Raw genomic sequence first — 15235 nt, forward strand, 5'->3', positions numbered from 1 at the left:
AATGCAGTTCTCCACCATCCCGATGCCCCAGCCCGTCCGCGACGCCAATGCCGCCGGAGGAGCCGAGAATCTGGGCGATCTGCCGGAATGGGACCTGAGCGACCTCTACCCCGCCACCGACGCGCCCGAAATTGCACGCGACAAGGACTGGCTGGCCGGGGAATGCGCCGCCTTTGCTGCCGACTACCAGGGAAAGCTGGCAGATCTGTCGGCGGATCAAATGCTGGAGGCCGTGCAACGCTATGAAAAGATCGACCTGATTGCCGGGCGGCTCATGTCTTTCGCGGGGCTGCGGTACTACCAGCACACGACCGATCCGGAACGCGCGCAGTTCATGTCGAACATGCAAGAGGCGATCACCGTCGCCACCACCTCGCTGGTGTTCTGGGGGCTGGAGTTCAACCGGCTGGAGGATGCGCATTTCGAGGGCCTGATGGCCGCCAATGCCGATCTGGCCCGCTACCGCCCAATCTTCGACCGCATGCGCGCGATGAAGCCCTACCAGCTGTCGGACGAACTGGAGAAATTCCTACACGATCAGTCGATGGTTGGGGCGGCTGCCTGGAACAAGCTCTTTGACGAAACCATTGCCGGGCTGAGTTTCGACGTGGACGGCGAGGAGCTTGGCATCGAGGCCACGCTGAACCTTCTGACCGACCAGAACCGCGACAAGCGCGAGGCGGGCGCGCGGGCATTGGCGGCAACCTTTGGTGAACGGATCGGGCTGTTCGCCCGCGTCCATAATACGCTCGCCAAGGAAAAGGAAATCGAAGACCGGTGGCGCAAACTGCCGACACCGCAGATGGGCCGACATCTGGCCAACCACGTGGAGCCCGAAGTGGTGGAGGCGTTGCGAAACGCGGTTGTCGCCGCCTACCCCCGCCTCTCGCATCGCTACTATGCGCTGAAAGCCAAATGGCTCGGCCTCGACACGCTGGAGGTCTGGGACCGCAACGCACCGCTGCCGATGGAAGACGATCGGCTGGTTCATTGGGATGAGGCGCGCAAGGTCGTGTCAGAGGCCTATGCCGATTTCGACCCGCGCATGGCGGAACTGGCCGAACCCTTCTTCACCGATGGCTGGATCGACGCGGCCGTGAAGGAAGGCAAAGCGCCTGGCGCCTTCGCCCACCCGACCGTGGCCGATGCCCACCCTTACGTGATGCTGAACTATCTCGGCAAACCGCGGGACGTGATGACGCTGGCCCATGAGCTTGGCCACGGGGTGCACCAGCGGCTGGCCGCCGGTCAGGGCGAACTTCTGTCCTCCACCCCGCTGACGCTGGCGGAAACCGCGTCCGTCTTTGGCGAGATGCTGACCTTCCGCAAGATGCTGGGTCAGGCCAAATCGGATGCCGAGCGAAAGGTGATGCTGGCGGGCAAGGTCGAGGACATGATCAACACCGTCGTGCGCCAGATCGCGTTCTACGATTTCGAGTGCAAACTGCACGCCGCCCGCGCGGAAAGCGAACTGACGCCCGACGATATCAACGCGCTCTGGATGTCCGTGCAGGCCGAAAGCCTCGGGCCGGTCTTCACCTTCATGGACGGGTATGAAACCTTCTGGGCCTATATCCCCCATTTCGTGCATTCGCCCTTCTACGTCTACGCCTATGCTTTCGGCGATGGCCTCGTGAACGCGCTTTATGCCGTCTACGAGGAAGGCGGCGACGACTTCCAAGAGAAGTATTTCGACATGCTGAAAGCCGGTGGCTCGAAGCATCACAAGGAATTGCTGGCGCCCTTCGGCCTCGATGCCAGCGACCCGGCGTTCTGGGACAAGGGCCTGTCCATGATCGAAGGCTTCATCGACGAATTGGAGGCGATGGAAGGGTGATCACCATCGCCGACCTGCCGCGGGACCGGGTGGAAGATGTCCTTCACCTTACCCTCGGTCCCGGACAGGAGGATTTCGTGGGGACCATCGACGAGATGGTGACTGACGCCCTGCCCTGTCGTGATTTTCATGTGGCGCGGGAAGGCTCAGAGGTGATCGGCTTTTTCAAGATCGACCGGGACTATGCGCCAAGTCACGACTTCGCCGAGCCCCATGGCTGGGGGCTGCGCGGGCTGCTGATCGGCGCGCAGTATCAGGGCCGGGGATTGGGACGCGCGTTGCTGGCGGCTCTGCCTGCCTATCTGAGCGCGCGCCATCCACGGCAACGGCTCTATTACCTGACCGTCAATTGCCGGAACGCGAGGGCTTACAAGGCTTATCTTGCCGGAGGTTGGACGGATGCGGGTAGGCTCTACCTCAAGGGCCGCGCCGGACCGCAGAACATCCTGCGCCTTGATCTGCCATGACCACAAGGGACAAATGGGCTGCGATCCGCATGCGGATGAAGCGGGGGCTGGTCTGGGTTCGCGCGAACGTGCCGCCTGGGTTGCGGTTGGTGCTTGGCCTGCTGCTGATCGTCGGGGGCGTGTTCGGCTTCCTGCCGGTGCTCGGGTTCTGGATGATCCCGCTCGGGATTGCGGTGGCAGCGCTTGATATCAAGCCGCTCTGGCAGGCGCTGACGCACCGCCGGTAGGGATGCCCTGCTCATTCGAGACCGAGCCAGCCCCTGTCCGTGCAGCTACCGCGCCCGCCTAAACCGATCGCAACCGGGTGGGCCGGGCGGCGGGAAAATTCTTGCAAGAATTTTTCAAGGATCTTCCAAGATCCTTCCACCGCCTATTTCAACTGGCTGTCTTTCGATCCCCGCCGGTTGATCCCGCCGCGCGCCCTGTAGGCCCCGTCCCGCTCCTGCTGACAGTCGATGCAGAGCTTGACGCCCGGAATGGCCATGCGACGCTTCTCCGGGATTTCTTCTTCGCATTCCGCACAATGGGTCAGGCTTTCGCCCTGCGGCTGCGCACGGGCCTGCATGCGTTTCAGCTCATCCTCGATCGAGGCTTCGATCTGTTCCGACACCGCGCCGTCGCGCGCCCATCCTCCGGCCATGCCCTTGGTCCATTTCTGACAGAGACAGGCAGAGGATATCAGAGACCGCCCATGTGCCGCTAGAGCAGGCTGACCGATCCATCCTCGTCGTCCTTCGCGGTCCGGGCCGGGGCGGGTGCCGGCTTTGGGTTGCCAATCGGCACGCGCGGCGGCGGCGCACCGGGCAGGCCGACAGTCGGCTGGTTCAGCGCAAACTGCGGGGCGGGTTTCGGCTTGGGCAGTTCGCCACGCAGTTCCCGGATCAGCGTGTGATGGTCCGCCATCTTGGTCACGACCTGCCCGAAGGTCGCCTCGGCCTTTTGCAGATAGCCCCGCCACAAATTGGCCGGCAGGTTTCCATTCCTGCGGAACGATGGCGCCGGGTAATCGGTGTTGTAGACCTGCTTGCCGAGCAGAACCGCCTGATAGGTCGCGTAGCTGAACAGAACCTCGGTTTCCAGGTCGAGCGGCCCGGGCACGGCATGGCGCCAAAGCTCCAGGTTCTCGGCCAGCCGGTCGGGCACCTCCAGCTCTTCGCGCGCGTCGATCCAGTACTGGCTGTCGGTCCGATTCCCGAGCGCGTAGTGCAGGCAGATGAAGTCGCGCACCTCGTCATAGAGCTTGCTGGTCAGCTTGTTGTAGCGATCCCGCAGGGGTTCCGGGTAGCTCTTGTCGGGGAAGTAGCTCGCCAGCCAGCGGATCGACATGTCGATCATGTGAATGGCGGTCGATTCCAGCGGCTCGATGAACCCGCCCGACAGGCCCACGGCCACCACGTTCTTGACCCAGGCATTGCGGTTGCGCCCGACGCGCATCGGGATCACGCGCGGCTCCACCCCGTTCCAGGTGCCGCCAAGATGGGCGATGAACTCGTCCCGCGCCTCTTCATCGGTGCGATGCGCCGAGGAATAGACATAACCGGTTCCGATCCGATTATAGAGCGGCACCCGCCAGACCCACCCGGCCCCAAGCGCATAGCTGCGCGTCAGCGACGGGATCTTGGTCGGGTCGGGATGCGGGATCTGCACCGCCATCGCCCGGTCATTGGCGAGGAAGTTGGAATAGGAGATGAAGGGCTCTTTCATCACCTCATTTATGATCAGCCCCTTGAAGCCGGTGCAGTCGATCACAAGCTCGGTCTTGTGCCGCCCGGTCTCGGCCAGTTGCAGCGCGCTGACATAGCCGTTTTCATCCTGTTCCACATGCACCACATCCTCCTCGATATGCTGCACGCCGCGGGACTTGCAGAGGTCGCGGATCATATTGGCGAAGCGCCCGGCATCAAGGTGATAGGCGTGCCCGACCGGCATTGCATAGGGCTTCTCGCCCAAGGGGCGCGGGCCCTTGAATGCCTGGCCAAGCGCAACGGAGGGCGAGAAGCACTGAATGAAATCCCGATTGCCCGCGCCATATGTCAGATAGTAATCGGCAAGATCGACCCCCGCGATCGCCTGCGGATGGGCGAAGGGATTGACGTAGTCGATCTGCTTGCCGTTCCGGTCGACATTCCAGTTCGCGAATAGCACTCCGAGCTTGAAGGACGCATTGCAGGTCTTGAAGAAATCCTGTTCTGAAATGCCCGCCATACGCAGGGTGCGCAGCATGTTGGGGACGGTCGCTTCGCCAACGCCCACGGTCGGGACATTGGGCGACTCGATCAGGGTAATCCTCATCTTCGCGTCGGGCCGGGTCAGGTCGCCGAAATTGCTTTGCAGGATCAGCGCGGCCATCCAACCCGCTGTACCGCCGCCGACAATGGTTATGGATTGAATCGGTTCAGACAAAACAAACTCCCCCAAAGTGGTCTGAATTCGCCAAAAGACTAGGGGGAAATCTCGTTTGAGTCCAAAACAACCATCGCGGAGGTCGAGATCCTACGCCATCTCACCAGCAAAAGCAGCCTCTAGTGCGGCCTGTGTACCCCGCGAAAACTCCAGCGGGACCGGGTAGGCCCCGCCCTCTCGGATCGTGCGCCCGAAGGCTTCCACCTGGTTCACATACTGACGTGCTGTGGGAAAACGATGCAGGCGCTCCTCTCCATCGGCACGCACGATGCGAACCGAGGCTTCGCGGTGGACGACGGGATTGAATGGGGCCACAAGCTCTATGAAGCCGCCGGTGCCGTGATAGGTGACCACCTGCCGATTGGGGGCCTCCATGCTCATGTAGATCGAACAGGTCGCACCGCCGAAATTGGCCCAGATCCGGGCCGACACATCGACGCCGTTCTGCCAGCCGAAGCGGGATTGCACATTCTCCGGCTCTGCCCCCGTGACCAGCCGGGCTGACCCGAGCGTATAGACCCCGATATCGCGGGTCACGCCGCCGCCGGTTTCAGGGCGCATGCGGATATTGCCGGTATCGGTCAGGCGGAAGGTGAAGTAGCCGTCGATGTGCAGAAGGTCCCCGATCTCGCCGCCCTGCACCATGTCTCGTACCATCTGCCATTGCGGGTGATGGGGGATCATATAGGCCTCGGCGATCAGCAGCCCGGTTTCTTCGCGCAGCGCGATCAGGCGGTCGATTTCATCCAGCTTCATCGCAATAGGCTTTTCCGTCAGCACATGCTTTCCCGCGCGGGCGGCCTTTTCGGTCCAGTCCACATGCAGGGCATTGGGCAGCGGAATATAGACCGCGTCGATGTCAGGGTCAGCCAACAGCGCGTCATAGCTGTCATGCACCCGCAACCCCGGTGCCAGTGCGGCAAAGCTCGCAGCCTTGTCCGGACTCGACGTCGCAAGCGCAGCCAGAACCGCGTTTTCGGCATCATGGATGGCGGGCGCCATGGTGGTCCGGGCGAAATTCGCGGCGCCAAGTACGCCCCAACGGATCGGATCGGTCATATCGGTTGTCTCCTTGTTAGCGCGAACAAGACCACAAAAAAGGCCCGCCGAAAAGGCGGGCCGTCATGAGTCACCTGGAGTGTCTCTTATGCAGCGGGCAGGACGCCCTGTTCGCGCGCCAGTTCACGCATGCGCTTTTGCAGCTTCTCGAACGCGCGCACTTCGATCTGACGAATGCGCTCGCGGCTGACATCGTAGACACCCGACAGATCCTCCAGCGTCACAGGCTGATCCTGCAGGCGGCGTTGCGTCAGGATATCCCGCTCGCGTTCGTTCAGGACCTCCATCGCCTCCTCCATCAAAGCGAGGCGATGCTGCATCTCGTCCTTCTCGGCATAGTCACCGGCCTGGTCGGCATCTTCATCCTCCAGCCAGTCCTGCCATTGAGTCGCGCTGTCACCCTCGGTGCCGATCATGGCATTGAGCGAGGCGTCGCCCCCCGACAGGCGCCGGTTCATCGACACCACTTCGTCTTCGGTCACACCGAGATCATGAGCGATCTGCGCAACGTTCTCGGGCCGCAAGTCGCCATCTTCCAGCGCGCCGATGCGGGCTTTTGCCTTGCGAAGGTTGAAGAACAGCTTCTTCTGCGCGCTCGTCGTACCAAGCTTTACCAGCGACCAGGACCGCAGGATATATTCCTGGATCGAGGCGCGAATCCACCACATGGCATAGGTCGCCAGGCGGAAGCCCTTTTCGGGGTCAAACCGCTTCACGGCCTGCATCAGGCCCACATTCGCCTCGGAAATCACCTCGGCCTGCGGCAGACCATAGCCGCGATAGCCCATGGCGATCTTGGCGGCGAGCCGCAGATGCGACGTCACCATCTGATGGGCGGCCTCGGTGTCTTCGTGGTCCACCCACCGTTTTGCCAGCATGTATTCCTGCTCCGGCTCCAGCATTGGAAACTTGCGGATTTCCTGCAGGTAGCGGTTCAGGCCCTGTTCCGGCGACGGCGCCGGGAGATTTGCATAGCTGCTCACGTTTTCGGATCCCCTGTTCGACATCCTCAGATGTAAATCTGATTAACTTAGCTAGAGATGGGAGCGTTAACGGACCGTTTCAAGAGGCCCGCCATTGATTTCTTGAAGACCATATCGCACCACGATCACGCACCGCAATGCATGTTACAGTGATCTCACGTGCAATTGCGCACAGTTTAACCGGCAGTTTCGCGGCATTTTTGGAGGATCGTCGCCATATCCTGTGGCAGCGGCGCCTCGAAGCTGAGGTATTCCCCGCTGACCGGATGCACAAAGCCAAGCGTTGCGGCGTGCAGGGCCTGTCGGGGAAAACTGTTCAGCTCTGCTGCCAGCGCCTCGCCCATCACCTTCGGGGCCACCTTGCGCCGCCCGCCATAGGTCTGATCCCCGATCAGGGCGTGGCCTGCATGGGCAAGATGCACCCGGATCTGATGCGTGCGACCGGTTTCCAGCCAGCAATTGATCAGGGCCACCGCGCCAAAGCCTTCCTCCACCCGCGCCCGCGTCACCGCGTGGCGGCCCCCGGAAAACAGCACCGCCTGCCGCTGTCGGTCGGTCTTGTGGCGGGCGAGCTGCGTGGTGATCTTCAGGATACCGCCCGTCTCGAAACTGGTGCCCCGCACGCCGCGCAGACGGGGGTCGGAGGCGTCAGGTTCCCCGTGGCAGATCGCCAGATAATGCCGGTCGACCGTGTGTTTCTCGAATTGCGCCGCCAGCCCATGATGGGCGCGGTCGGATTTCGCCACGACCAGCAGGCCCGACGTGTCCTTGTCGATCCGGTGTACGATACCGGGCCGCTTTTCGCCGCCCACACCAGAGAGATTGCCACCGAAATGGTACAGCAGCGCATTGACCAGAGTACCCGACGGCGTGCCGGGGGCGGGGTGCACGACCATGCCCACGGGTTTGTTCACCACGATCAGGTCGTCGTCTTCATGCAGGATCTCCAGCGGGATATCCTCTGGCATCGTTGCCACATCGGCGGCCTCTTCGACCGTGATCTCGACCAGATCATCCTCGACCAGCTTTGCCTTGGCATCCGTCACGACCGCGCCGTTCACGCGCACCGCGCCCTCGGCGATCAGCCGCGCAAGCCGCGACCGGCTGAGAGACGCGTCCTCTGGCACATCGCGGGCCAGTGCCTTATCAAGGCGCGGCGCAGGGTCCGGGCCGATACGGACCGAGACGATCTTGGACGAAAGGCCGGACATGCAGGACGCTCCGCTGACAGAAGACGACAAGGACCCGTTGAACCTGAGGGTGCTGCGCATCCTCGTGACGGTCCTGACGGTGGTGATGATTGTCGGGCTGATAGCGGTCGTGATCACCTTTGTCACCCGTTTCCCGGGTGGCGATGGTGTCAGCCTGCCCGATCAGGTGACATTGCCCGAGGGCGTGCGCGCCAGTGCCGTCACCATGGGCGAGGGCTGGTATGCGGTCGTGACCGATGACGACCGCATCCTGATTTTCGACCGCGACAGCGGAGAGCTGCGTCAAAGCGTCGAGATCAGCCGTTAATCATCCAGCGCCGCTGCTGCCGCCCGCGACATCGGGCCGATAATGCCATCCAGCGCGCCCTGATACAGCCCACGCTCCTGCAGGATCACCTGGAAAGCAATGGCAGTGGCCCGGTCCCATGGGGGTTCATAGCCGCCGATCCGCCCGCGCAGGTCATCCATATCCACATCGCCGGTTTCCAGCGCTTGCACATAAAGCGCCGCCGCTTGCTCCGGGTCAGCCTCGACCCCGCGCCCGCGTTCATAGAGGAAGCCAAGCGCCGCGATGGCATCGGGCAGCCCCGCCTCGACCGCGCGTTCGGTCCAGCGGAATTGCTGGTCTGGGTCGCCGGTGCCGGGACCGTCAAGCTCGGAATAGATCCGCGCCAGGTCCAGCACCGCCTCGATATTGCCCTGCTCGGCGGCCATGGACAGATAGCGCGCCGCCGCGTCCCGGTCAGGGATGCCAAGCGATTCATCCTCGCCGCCCGGAATACCGTCGCCGGTCAGGTAGGTCTGGCCAAGCCGGTACTGGGCGAAGTGATAGCCCCCATCCGCTGCGGCGCGCATCAGTTCCACCATACGGCCCGTATCGCGGGGCACACCTGCCCCGATTCGATGCAACAGCCCGAGCGTCATTTGCCCGGCCGGATCGCCCCCTTCGGCGGCAGCAGCGAAATATTCCGCCGCCGTATCGGCATCGCGCCGCAACGGACCGATCCCAAAGAGATGATAGTCCCCCAGCTTGGTATTCGCGGCGGCCAGACCGGCGGCGGCGGCGGCTTCAAAGGCGGCAACCGCCTCCTCATGATCGCCATCGGCCTGCCGGATCGCCCCGATATGGAACAGAACGACCGGATCTTCGCTGCCTTCGGAAAGTGCCTGCTCGCAATAAGGCGTGGCTTCGGCCAGGGCGGCCTCCAGCGCGTCCTGAGCTTCGGGGCTGATCGGCACCCCGGCATTTGGCACACCAGCCGTCTCGGCGCATAGCGCGGCGGCATTTTCCGGCGCAGTTTGAGCGGCAAGCGCCAGCGGGCTGACAGACAGCGCCAGGGTCATGGCAACCCCGGGCAGCGAAGACAAAAACGGAATTTTCATGGCAGCAGACCGGTTTATGATTGAAATACAGGTCAAACCCTAGCCAATTCGCCCCCCGGCTGTCGACCGTCTTGCCCCAAGCTTTCCAAAGAAAACCACAGAAACGGCTGGCCAATGCCTTAACCCTATGCAAGCTTTTGCATGCCTTATAAAATTCAACGAAACGCAGAGCAGCACGGCACGGGGACTTAAAGGCAGCCCCCAAGCCGGGAAGATGAACGGGAAGATGCGCGATTCCGGCACCAAAGACAGCGTTCTGGTCGTCGATCTGGACGGGACCCTTTTGCGGTCCGACATGCTGTTCGAATGCTTCTGGGCCAGTGCCGCGCGCAACTGGCGCACACCGATCATTGCGGCCAAGGCCCTGTCCCAAGGCATCCCCGAGCTGAAACGCGCGCTGGCGGAAACCGCCTGCCCCGACATTGCCCGGCTGCCTTACAACGCCGAGGTCATCGCCCATATCGAAGCGTGGCGGGCCGAGGGGGGCAAGACCGCGCTGGTGACAGCATCGGACCAGATCCTCGCTGACAAGATCGCTGCGCATCTGGGCCTCTTCGACGAGGTCTTCGGGACCGAGCCGGGCAACAACCTGAAGGCCGAGCGCAAGGCCGAGTTCCTGGACAACCACTACGGACCCGGCGGATATATCTATGTCGGCGACAGTCATGCAGACCTGAAAGTCTGGTCGCGCGCCAAGGCCGCCGTGACAGTGGGCGCAACGGGTGGCTTCCGCGCCAAGGTGGCCGAGGTGAACGCCGATGTCACCCATCTGAGCCCGCCCGAGCCCTTTTTCCTCCCGATCCTCAAGGCCATGCGCCTGCATCAGTGGCTGAAAAACGTCCTCGTGTTCATCCCGGTCATGGCCAGCCAGTCGCTTGGGCTGGAAAGCTTTCTGCAATGCCTGCTGGCCTTCGTCGCTTTCGGGTTGGTGGCCTCTTCCGGCTATGTGCTGAACGACCTGCTGGATCTTGGCCCGGACCGCGCGCACGCCCGCAAATGCCGCCGCCCGATGGCTTCTGGCCGGTTGCAAGTGCCACACGGGACTGTGTTGTTCCCCGTATTACTGCTGTTGGGTCTTGGCACTGCCGCGACGCTGAGCGCGACCTTCCTGGGTGTGATTGCCTTCTACTTCCTGATGACGATGAGCTATTCGCTCTGGCTCAAGCGTAAGGTGATCGTCGATATCTGCGTGCTGGCAGGGCTTTATACCTTGCGCATCGTTGCAGGCGGCGTCGCCACCGGCATTCCGCTTTCCCTGTGGCTGCTGGCCTTTTCGATGTTCTTCTTCTTCTCACTTGCTGCCGTCAAACGGCAGGCGGAACTGGTGCATCTGAAATCGACCGGGCAGGAGAAAGCCGCGGGCCGGGGCTATGGGCTGGAGGACCTGCCGATCATCACCCAGATCGCCACAAGTTCGGGCCTGCTGTCGGTGCTGGTTCTGGCGCTTTATATCAACACGCCCGATATCAGGGAAAACTACATGTCGCCCACCTATCTTTGGGGGGTGTGCGGGCTGCTGCTCTTCTGGGTCACGCGAATGGTGTTCGTCACCCACAGGGGCAAGATGGACGATGATCCCATGGTCTTCGCGGTTACCGACCGGACCAGTCAGGCGACCTTCCTGGCCATGCTGACGCTGGCGGCGGGGGCGCTGTTTCTATGAGCCCCACAACGCTTGCCTTGCGCTATGGCGCTTTCGCCGTGATCGCGACCGTGACCAATCTGGGCACGCAACGCATCGTCCTGAACCTTGGCGACAGCGGGGCCGTGTTCGCCATGGCCGTCGCCGCCGGAACGCTGGTCGGGCTGGTGGTGAAATACGTGCTCGACAAGCGCTGGATCTTCTACGACCAGTCCACCGGGGTGAAGGCCCATAGCCGCAAATTCGCGCTCTATACCGCCATGGGGCTGGTCACGACCTGTATCTTCTGGGGATCTGAAACCGCCTTCTGGCTGATCTGGAGCACCGACCTGATGCGCGAACTGGGGGCCATCCTGGGGCTGATGGTGGGTTACGTGACCAAATACATGCTCGACCGGCGCTTCGTCTTCACCGACGACCGGTTGCAGGCTGAGGGGGTGTGATGCAGCTTTCCGGTTGGGGCAACTTTCCGAAACGCACGACGCAACTGACCGCCCCGCGAACCGAGGCAGAGGTGGCCGCGCAGATCGCCGAGGGACGCGCCGTCGCGCGTGGCAACGGGCGGTCCTATGGCGACAGCGCCATCGGCGCGGCCCGGACGCTCGACATGCGCGGCTTTGACCGGATGCTGTCCTTCAACGCCGCCACGGGGCAGCTGGTGACCGAGGCGGGCGTGATGCTCTCTGACGTGATCGACAGCTTCCTGCCGCGCGGCTGGTTTCCCATGGTCACGCCGGGCACCAAGCTGATCACCCTGGGCGGTGCCATCGCAGCGGATGTCCACGGCAAGAACCACCATGTCGAGGGCAGCTTCCGCGCCTGCGTGGACTGGATCGACCTGATGGGGCCGGACGGCTCCGTCACCCGCTGTTCACGCGATGAAAACGCCGAGCTGTTCGGCTGGACCATCGGCGGCATGGGCCTGACCGGTGTGATCCTGCGCTGTGCAATCCGGCTTCGGTCGGTCAAATCCGGCTGGATCCGGCAGACGATGATCCCGGCGGCCAATCTCGATGAGGCGATTACCGCTTTCGAGGACAATATGGCCGCCACCTATTCCGTCGCCTGGATCGACTGCGCCGCCAAAGGTGCGGCGCTTGGCCGGTCGCTGGTGATGCTGGGGGAACATGCAGAACCGGGCGAGGTGCCCCCGCGCTACCGCGCCACGCCCTTCAATGCCCCCCGTCGCCGTAAGAAGACCTTCCCGATGAACGCGCCGGGCTTTGCGCTCAACCCGCTTTCGGTGCGGGCCTTCAACGCGCTCTATTACTGGAACGGATCGCGGCAGGAGGGCCAGCAGATCGTCGATTGGGACGGGTATTTCTACCCGCTCGACGCGATCCTGAAATGGAACCGGCTTTATGGGCGCAAGGGCTTCATGCAGTTCCAATGCGTGTTGCCGCAGGACCGGGCGCGCGAGGGATTGCATCGGCTCATGTCGGCCATTTCCGAGTCCGGGCAGGCTTCGTTCCTGTCGGTCCTGAAACGCTTTGGCCCGCAGGACAGCCCCTTCTCCTTCCCGATGGAGGGCTACACGCTGGCGCTAGACTTCCCGCGCCATGCCCGCGCCATCGCCCTGATGCCGGAGCTGGACGCGATCACGCTGGATCATGGCGGGCGGTTCTACCTTGCCAAGGACAGCCGCGTTCCTGCTGACACCTTTGCCACCGCCGACCCCCGCGCCGCTGCATTTGCACAATGGCGGCGGGAGAACGGCCTTGCCGATGCCTTTGCCTCGGCCCAATCCGAAAGGCTTCACCTGTGACCCACCCCGTTCTGATCCTCGGTGCCCGGTCCGACATGGCCCGCGCCACCGCCCGCGCCTTTGCCGCGCTCGGCCACCCCATCCAACTGGCTGCCCGCAATGCGGATAGTCTGCAGGCGGAAAAGGCCGATCTGGAAACCCGCTATGGGGTCGAGGTCACGCTTCACGATTTCGACGCGCTTGATGTGGAGAGGCACGAGGGCTTCGTTGATGGCCTACCGGTTCTGCCACGTATCGCGGTGTGCGCTGTGGGCACCATGGGCGAGCAGGAGGAGAATGAGAAAGATCCGGCCAAGGCAGTCGCTGTCCTGCGATCCAATTTCGAGGGACCCGCAATCGTTCTCGGAGTTCTGGCGGACAGGTTTGCGCACCGGGGTTCGGGCACATTGGTGGGAATCAGTTCCGTTGCGGGCGACCGTGGGCGGGCCTCGAACTATGTCTACGGATCGGCAAAGGCGGGCTTCACAGCCTTCCTGTCGGGCCTTCGCAACCGGCTGGCCAAGCAGAACGTGCATGTAGTGACGGTGAAACCGGGCTTCGTGAACACCGCCATGACCGCCCATCTGGACCTTCCCGCAAAGCTGACGGCAGAGCCCGACGAAGTTGCGGGCGCCATCGTCAAGGCCGTGAAAAAACAACGTAATATCATATATGTACGGTCAATCTGGTGGCTCGTGATGTCGATCATCTGCGCATTGCCCGAGATGATCTTCAAGAAGACCAGCATTTGAACGGCACTCACCGGCCCGTTTTGCGCGCGCAGAAAAGCGCTCGCACCCGCAGCAAAACGGCAGATTTCCGCCGCAAATGTGGCGGGGCTGCCTTAATCACTCTGGCATTCTTGTTTCGTTAAGGGGGTGAGTGTATCCCTTTTGCCATGAGGGACAGATATTTTGACCTGCTGGGACAGCGGGCCGTTGACAGTAAACCTGCGTTCATGGAATCGCCCGCAGCCGTCATTGCGACGCTTGCGGCCTCTGCGCTTGTCTGCGCGACGATCCTGACACTCACGGTCACCAAGATCGCGCCTGCGGTCCGGCTCGCCACATTGGGCGTGGAACCGGCGCGCGTGGAAATCCCGCAGGCAAGCCTCGGCGCTCTGCCTGTAACCGACACCGTGGGCCACTCCATAGCCGGGGCCGATCAGGGACCGGAACGGTTGATGCCGACTGCGCTGCCGCCAATGGCACCCGGCCGCGACTACGTGTTGGCCGATCCGGTGGTCGCGCCACGCCCGCAGGACCCCGCCCCGACCATCATCGCAGGCCGCCCGCCGGTCGAGGCCGTGCAGCGCCCTGCCCATATCGTGGCGCTGGCCGCCGCTGCCCGCAGTTTCACCGACCCTGCCAATGTCGCCTCGCTGCGCCCGGAACAACGCCCCTTCGATGCCGCACCGGAAGAGCCGGTGATCGAACTCGCCGTTGCGTCCCCGCTCGCCACCAGCATCAGCCCGCGCCCCGCCGCGCGCCCCGCCGATCTGGATGTAACGCCAAGCCCGACCTTTGTGGCCCGCGCCACCGACCCCACCGAAAACGTGACACTGGCGGCGCTGACCCCGGACGAACCCGCCGCGCTTGGCCCCGCCTTCGACCGCAGCGCCAATGCCTGCACCCGCCGCCTGTCGCGCGAGATTCCGCGCCGGGCGGGCAGTGCTGCCGGCGGACAGGCCTTCATCGCCTCGCTTGAAAACGTCTCTGGCACCACTCGCGACGCGGCGATTGCCCGGGAAGTGCTGCGCGGCAATGTCCCCGCCTTCCTGCGCGATCTGGCCCCCGTCATCTTCACCGGCGTCCTGCCCAATGGCCGCAGCGCCCAGGTCACCATCTGCGTGACGCCTGACTATCTGGCCGTCGGAAGCGACAGCGACTTTGTTCGCGTGCCGCTTGGCCTGACCGCCGCCGCGCGCATCGCGGAAGAGTTCAACATGATGCTGCCCACCACCCGCATGGTGGACGCGATCTATGCGCAGGCAGACCTGCGCCTGTCGCCCTCGCCGATGACGCCCGGCTCGCAGATGTCCTCGACCACCTATTTCATGCGCCACAACGCCACCGTGGAAGGCCAGCGCCAGAACGCCGGCGGTCGGCTTGGGATGCTGGTCTCAGGCCACAAGAAGGACCTCGTCCTGACCAACCGCCTGTCCAGCGCGCCGGGCCGCGTGGCGATCTATGGCTGGCACCGCCCCGGCGGCAATCCGATCCAGCCGCTTTCAACCGTGCATGGTGCCGAATATGCCGATTACAGCCACGGCATCCGCCTTGTCAGCCGCACCGCCTTCGTGAATGGACGCGCCGTTGATCTTCAGGATCTGCTGATGGACGGCACCTATGCGGGCCTGCTGAATTCCGACGGTCCGATCGGACGACCCGCGATCCAGATCGCCTCTCGCTGATCCCCGTCACAACCGAGCAGACACAAGAAACCCCGCCGTCACCCGGCGGGGTTTTTCATGCGATGCGCCCTCAGGCGTGGCGGGTGGGTGGGT

The 15235-nt window shown here is 63.3% G+C and carries 15 protein-coding genes; 9 read left to right on the forward strand and 6 right to left on the reverse strand.

The genetic code is table 11. The features are described from left to right. Positions 1-22: 22 nt before the first annotated feature. The 3 genes from BKY26_RS01880 to BKY26_RS01890 are packed head-to-tail and all read left to right on the forward strand — an operon-like array spanning position 23 to position 2531. Positions 23-1837, forward strand: a complete 1815-nt coding sequence (locus BKY26_RS01880; RefSeq protein ID WP_071688722.1) for a M3 family oligoendopeptidase — start codon at positions 23-25, stop codon at positions 1835-1837. Beyond that, positions 1834-2304: a GNAT family N-acetyltransferase gene (locus BKY26_RS01885; protein ID WP_071688707.1), complete on the forward strand. Its 471-nt coding sequence runs from the start codon at positions 1834-1836 to the stop codon at positions 2302-2304. The genes BKY26_RS01880 and BKY26_RS01885 overlap by 4 nt, the downstream gene beginning before the upstream one ends. Then, positions 2301-2531, forward strand: coding sequence for a hypothetical protein (locus tag BKY26_RS01890; protein WP_071688708.1), 231 nt, complete (start codon positions 2301-2303; stop codon positions 2529-2531). The genes BKY26_RS01885 and BKY26_RS01890 overlap by 4 nt, the downstream gene beginning before the upstream one ends. Before the next feature lie 143 nt (positions 2532-2674). On the opposite strand, the gene BKY26_RS01895 is transcribed toward BKY26_RS01890, so the two are convergent. The 5 genes from BKY26_RS01895 to BKY26_RS01915 form a co-directional block, all read right to left on the reverse strand. Continuing rightward, on the reverse strand, positions 2675-2944 hold the full coding sequence (locus tag BKY26_RS01895) for a DksA/TraR family C4-type zinc finger protein (protein ID WP_071688709.1): 270 nt from the start codon (positions 2942-2944) through the stop codon (positions 2675-2677). A 59-nt stretch (positions 2945-3003) separates the two neighbouring features. Further along, entirely contained in the window at positions 3004-4707 is a 1704-nt protein-coding gene (locus tag BKY26_RS01900; protein WP_071688710.1) for a tryptophan halogenase family protein, read from the reverse strand. A gap of 90 nt (positions 4708-4797) precedes the next feature. After that, positions 4798-5766: a Gfo/Idh/MocA family protein gene (locus BKY26_RS01905; protein ID WP_071688711.1), complete on the reverse strand. Its 969-nt coding sequence runs from the start codon at positions 5764-5766 to the stop codon at positions 4798-4800. Between the two features lie 86 nt (positions 5767-5852). Continuing rightward, positions 5853-6749 carry an RNA polymerase sigma factor RpoH gene (rpoH, locus tag BKY26_RS01910; protein WP_071688712.1) on the reverse strand — a complete coding sequence of 299 codons (897 nt, stop codon included), beginning with the start codon at positions 6747-6749 and terminating at the stop codon, positions 5853-5855. A 176-nt stretch (positions 6750-6925) separates the two neighbouring features. After that, the gene (locus BKY26_RS01915; RefSeq protein ID WP_071688713.1) at positions 6926-7960 is read right to left on the reverse strand and encodes an RluA family pseudouridine synthase; all 1035 of its coding nucleotides are present in this window, start codon (positions 7958-7960) and stop codon (positions 6926-6928) included. On the opposite strand from BKY26_RS01915, the gene BKY26_RS01920 reads away from it, so the two are divergent. Next, positions 7959-8267 carry a DUF6476 family protein gene (locus BKY26_RS01920; protein ID WP_071688714.1) on the forward strand — a complete coding sequence of 103 codons (309 nt, stop codon included), beginning with the start codon at positions 7959-7961 and terminating at the stop codon, positions 8265-8267. The genes BKY26_RS01915 and BKY26_RS01920 overlap by 2 nt on opposite strands. Here BKY26_RS01920 and BKY26_RS01925 read toward each other — a convergent pair. Further along, on the reverse strand, positions 8264-9304 hold the full coding sequence (locus BKY26_RS01925; protein WP_158514291.1) for a tetratricopeptide repeat protein: 1041 nt from the start codon (positions 9302-9304) through the stop codon (positions 8264-8266). The two genes, BKY26_RS01920 and BKY26_RS01925, sit on opposite strands and share 4 nt — an antisense overlap. A gap of 253 nt (positions 9305-9557) precedes the next feature. On the opposite strand from BKY26_RS01925, the gene BKY26_RS01930 reads away from it, so the two are divergent. From BKY26_RS01930 to BKY26_RS01950, 5 genes are all read left to right on the forward strand, one after another. Continuing rightward, positions 9558-11006, forward strand: a complete 1449-nt coding sequence (locus BKY26_RS01930) for a UbiA family prenyltransferase (RefSeq protein ID WP_071688716.1) — start codon at positions 9558-9560, stop codon at positions 11004-11006. Then, positions 11003-11428 carry a GtrA family protein gene (locus tag BKY26_RS01935; protein ID WP_071688717.1) on the forward strand — a complete coding sequence of 142 codons (426 nt, stop codon included), beginning with the start codon at positions 11003-11005 and terminating at the stop codon, positions 11426-11428. The genes BKY26_RS01930 and BKY26_RS01935 overlap by 4 nt, the downstream gene beginning before the upstream one ends. Continuing rightward, positions 11428-12750 carry an FAD-binding oxidoreductase gene (locus BKY26_RS01940; RefSeq protein ID WP_071688718.1) on the forward strand — a complete coding sequence of 441 codons (1323 nt, stop codon included), beginning with the start codon at positions 11428-11430 and terminating at the stop codon, positions 12748-12750. Before BKY26_RS01935 ends, BKY26_RS01940 begins: the two co-directional genes overlap by 1 nt. After that, positions 12747-13481 carry an SDR family oxidoreductase gene (locus BKY26_RS01945; protein WP_071688719.1) on the forward strand — a complete coding sequence of 245 codons (735 nt, stop codon included), beginning with the start codon at positions 12747-12749 and terminating at the stop codon, positions 13479-13481. Before BKY26_RS01940 ends, BKY26_RS01945 begins: the two co-directional genes overlap by 4 nt. 206 nt (positions 13482-13687) lie before the next feature. Then, positions 13688-15142 (forward strand): hypothetical protein, encoded by a 1455-nt coding sequence (locus BKY26_RS01950; protein WP_131541742.1) that lies wholly within the window; start codon positions 13688-13690, stop codon positions 15140-15142. Positions 15143-15235 lie beyond the last annotated feature (93 nt).

The sequence above is a fragment of the Nioella sediminis genome (genome assembly GCF_001879695.1).
GTDB lineage: Bacteria > Pseudomonadota > Alphaproteobacteria > Rhodobacterales > Rhodobacteraceae > Nioella > Nioella sediminis.

Coding starts and splice junctions, on each gene's coding strand:
- BKY26_RS01880 (WP_071688722.1), top strand. CDS start 23: ATGCCCCAGCCCGTCCGCGACGCCAATGCCGCCGGAGGAGCCGAGAAT.
- BKY26_RS01890 (WP_071688708.1), top strand. CDS start 2,301: ATGACCACAAGGGACAAATGGGCTGCGATCCGCATGCGGATGAAGCGG.
- BKY26_RS01895 (WP_071688709.1), bottom strand. CDS start 2,944: ATGGCCGGAGGATGGGCGCGCGACGGCGCGGTGTCGGAACAGATCGAA.
- BKY26_RS01905 (WP_071688711.1), bottom strand. CDS start 5,766: ATGACCGATCCGATCCGTTGGGGCGTACTTGGCGCCGCGAATTTCGCC.
- BKY26_RS01920 (WP_071688714.1), top strand. CDS start 7,959: ATGCAGGACGCTCCGCTGACAGAAGACGACAAGGACCCGTTGAACCTG.
- BKY26_RS01915 (WP_071688713.1), bottom strand. CDS start 7,960: ATGTCCGGCCTTTCGTCCAAGATCGTCTCGGTCCGTATCGGCCCGGAC.
- BKY26_RS01925 (WP_158514291.1), bottom strand. CDS start 9,304: ATGACCCTGGCGCTGTCTGTCAGCCCGCTGGCGCTTGCCGCTCAAACT.
- BKY26_RS01930 (WP_071688716.1), top strand. CDS start 9,558: ATGAACGGGAAGATGCGCGATTCCGGCACCAAAGACAGCGTTCTGGTC.
- BKY26_RS01935 (WP_071688717.1), top strand. CDS start 11,003: ATGAGCCCCACAACGCTTGCCTTGCGCTATGGCGCTTTCGCCGTGATC.
- BKY26_RS01940 (WP_071688718.1), top strand. CDS start 11,428: ATGCAGCTTTCCGGTTGGGGCAACTTTCCGAAACGCACGACGCAACTG.
- BKY26_RS01950 (WP_131541742.1), top strand. CDS start 13,688: ATGGAATCGCCCGCAGCCGTCATTGCGACGCTTGCGGCCTCTGCGCTT.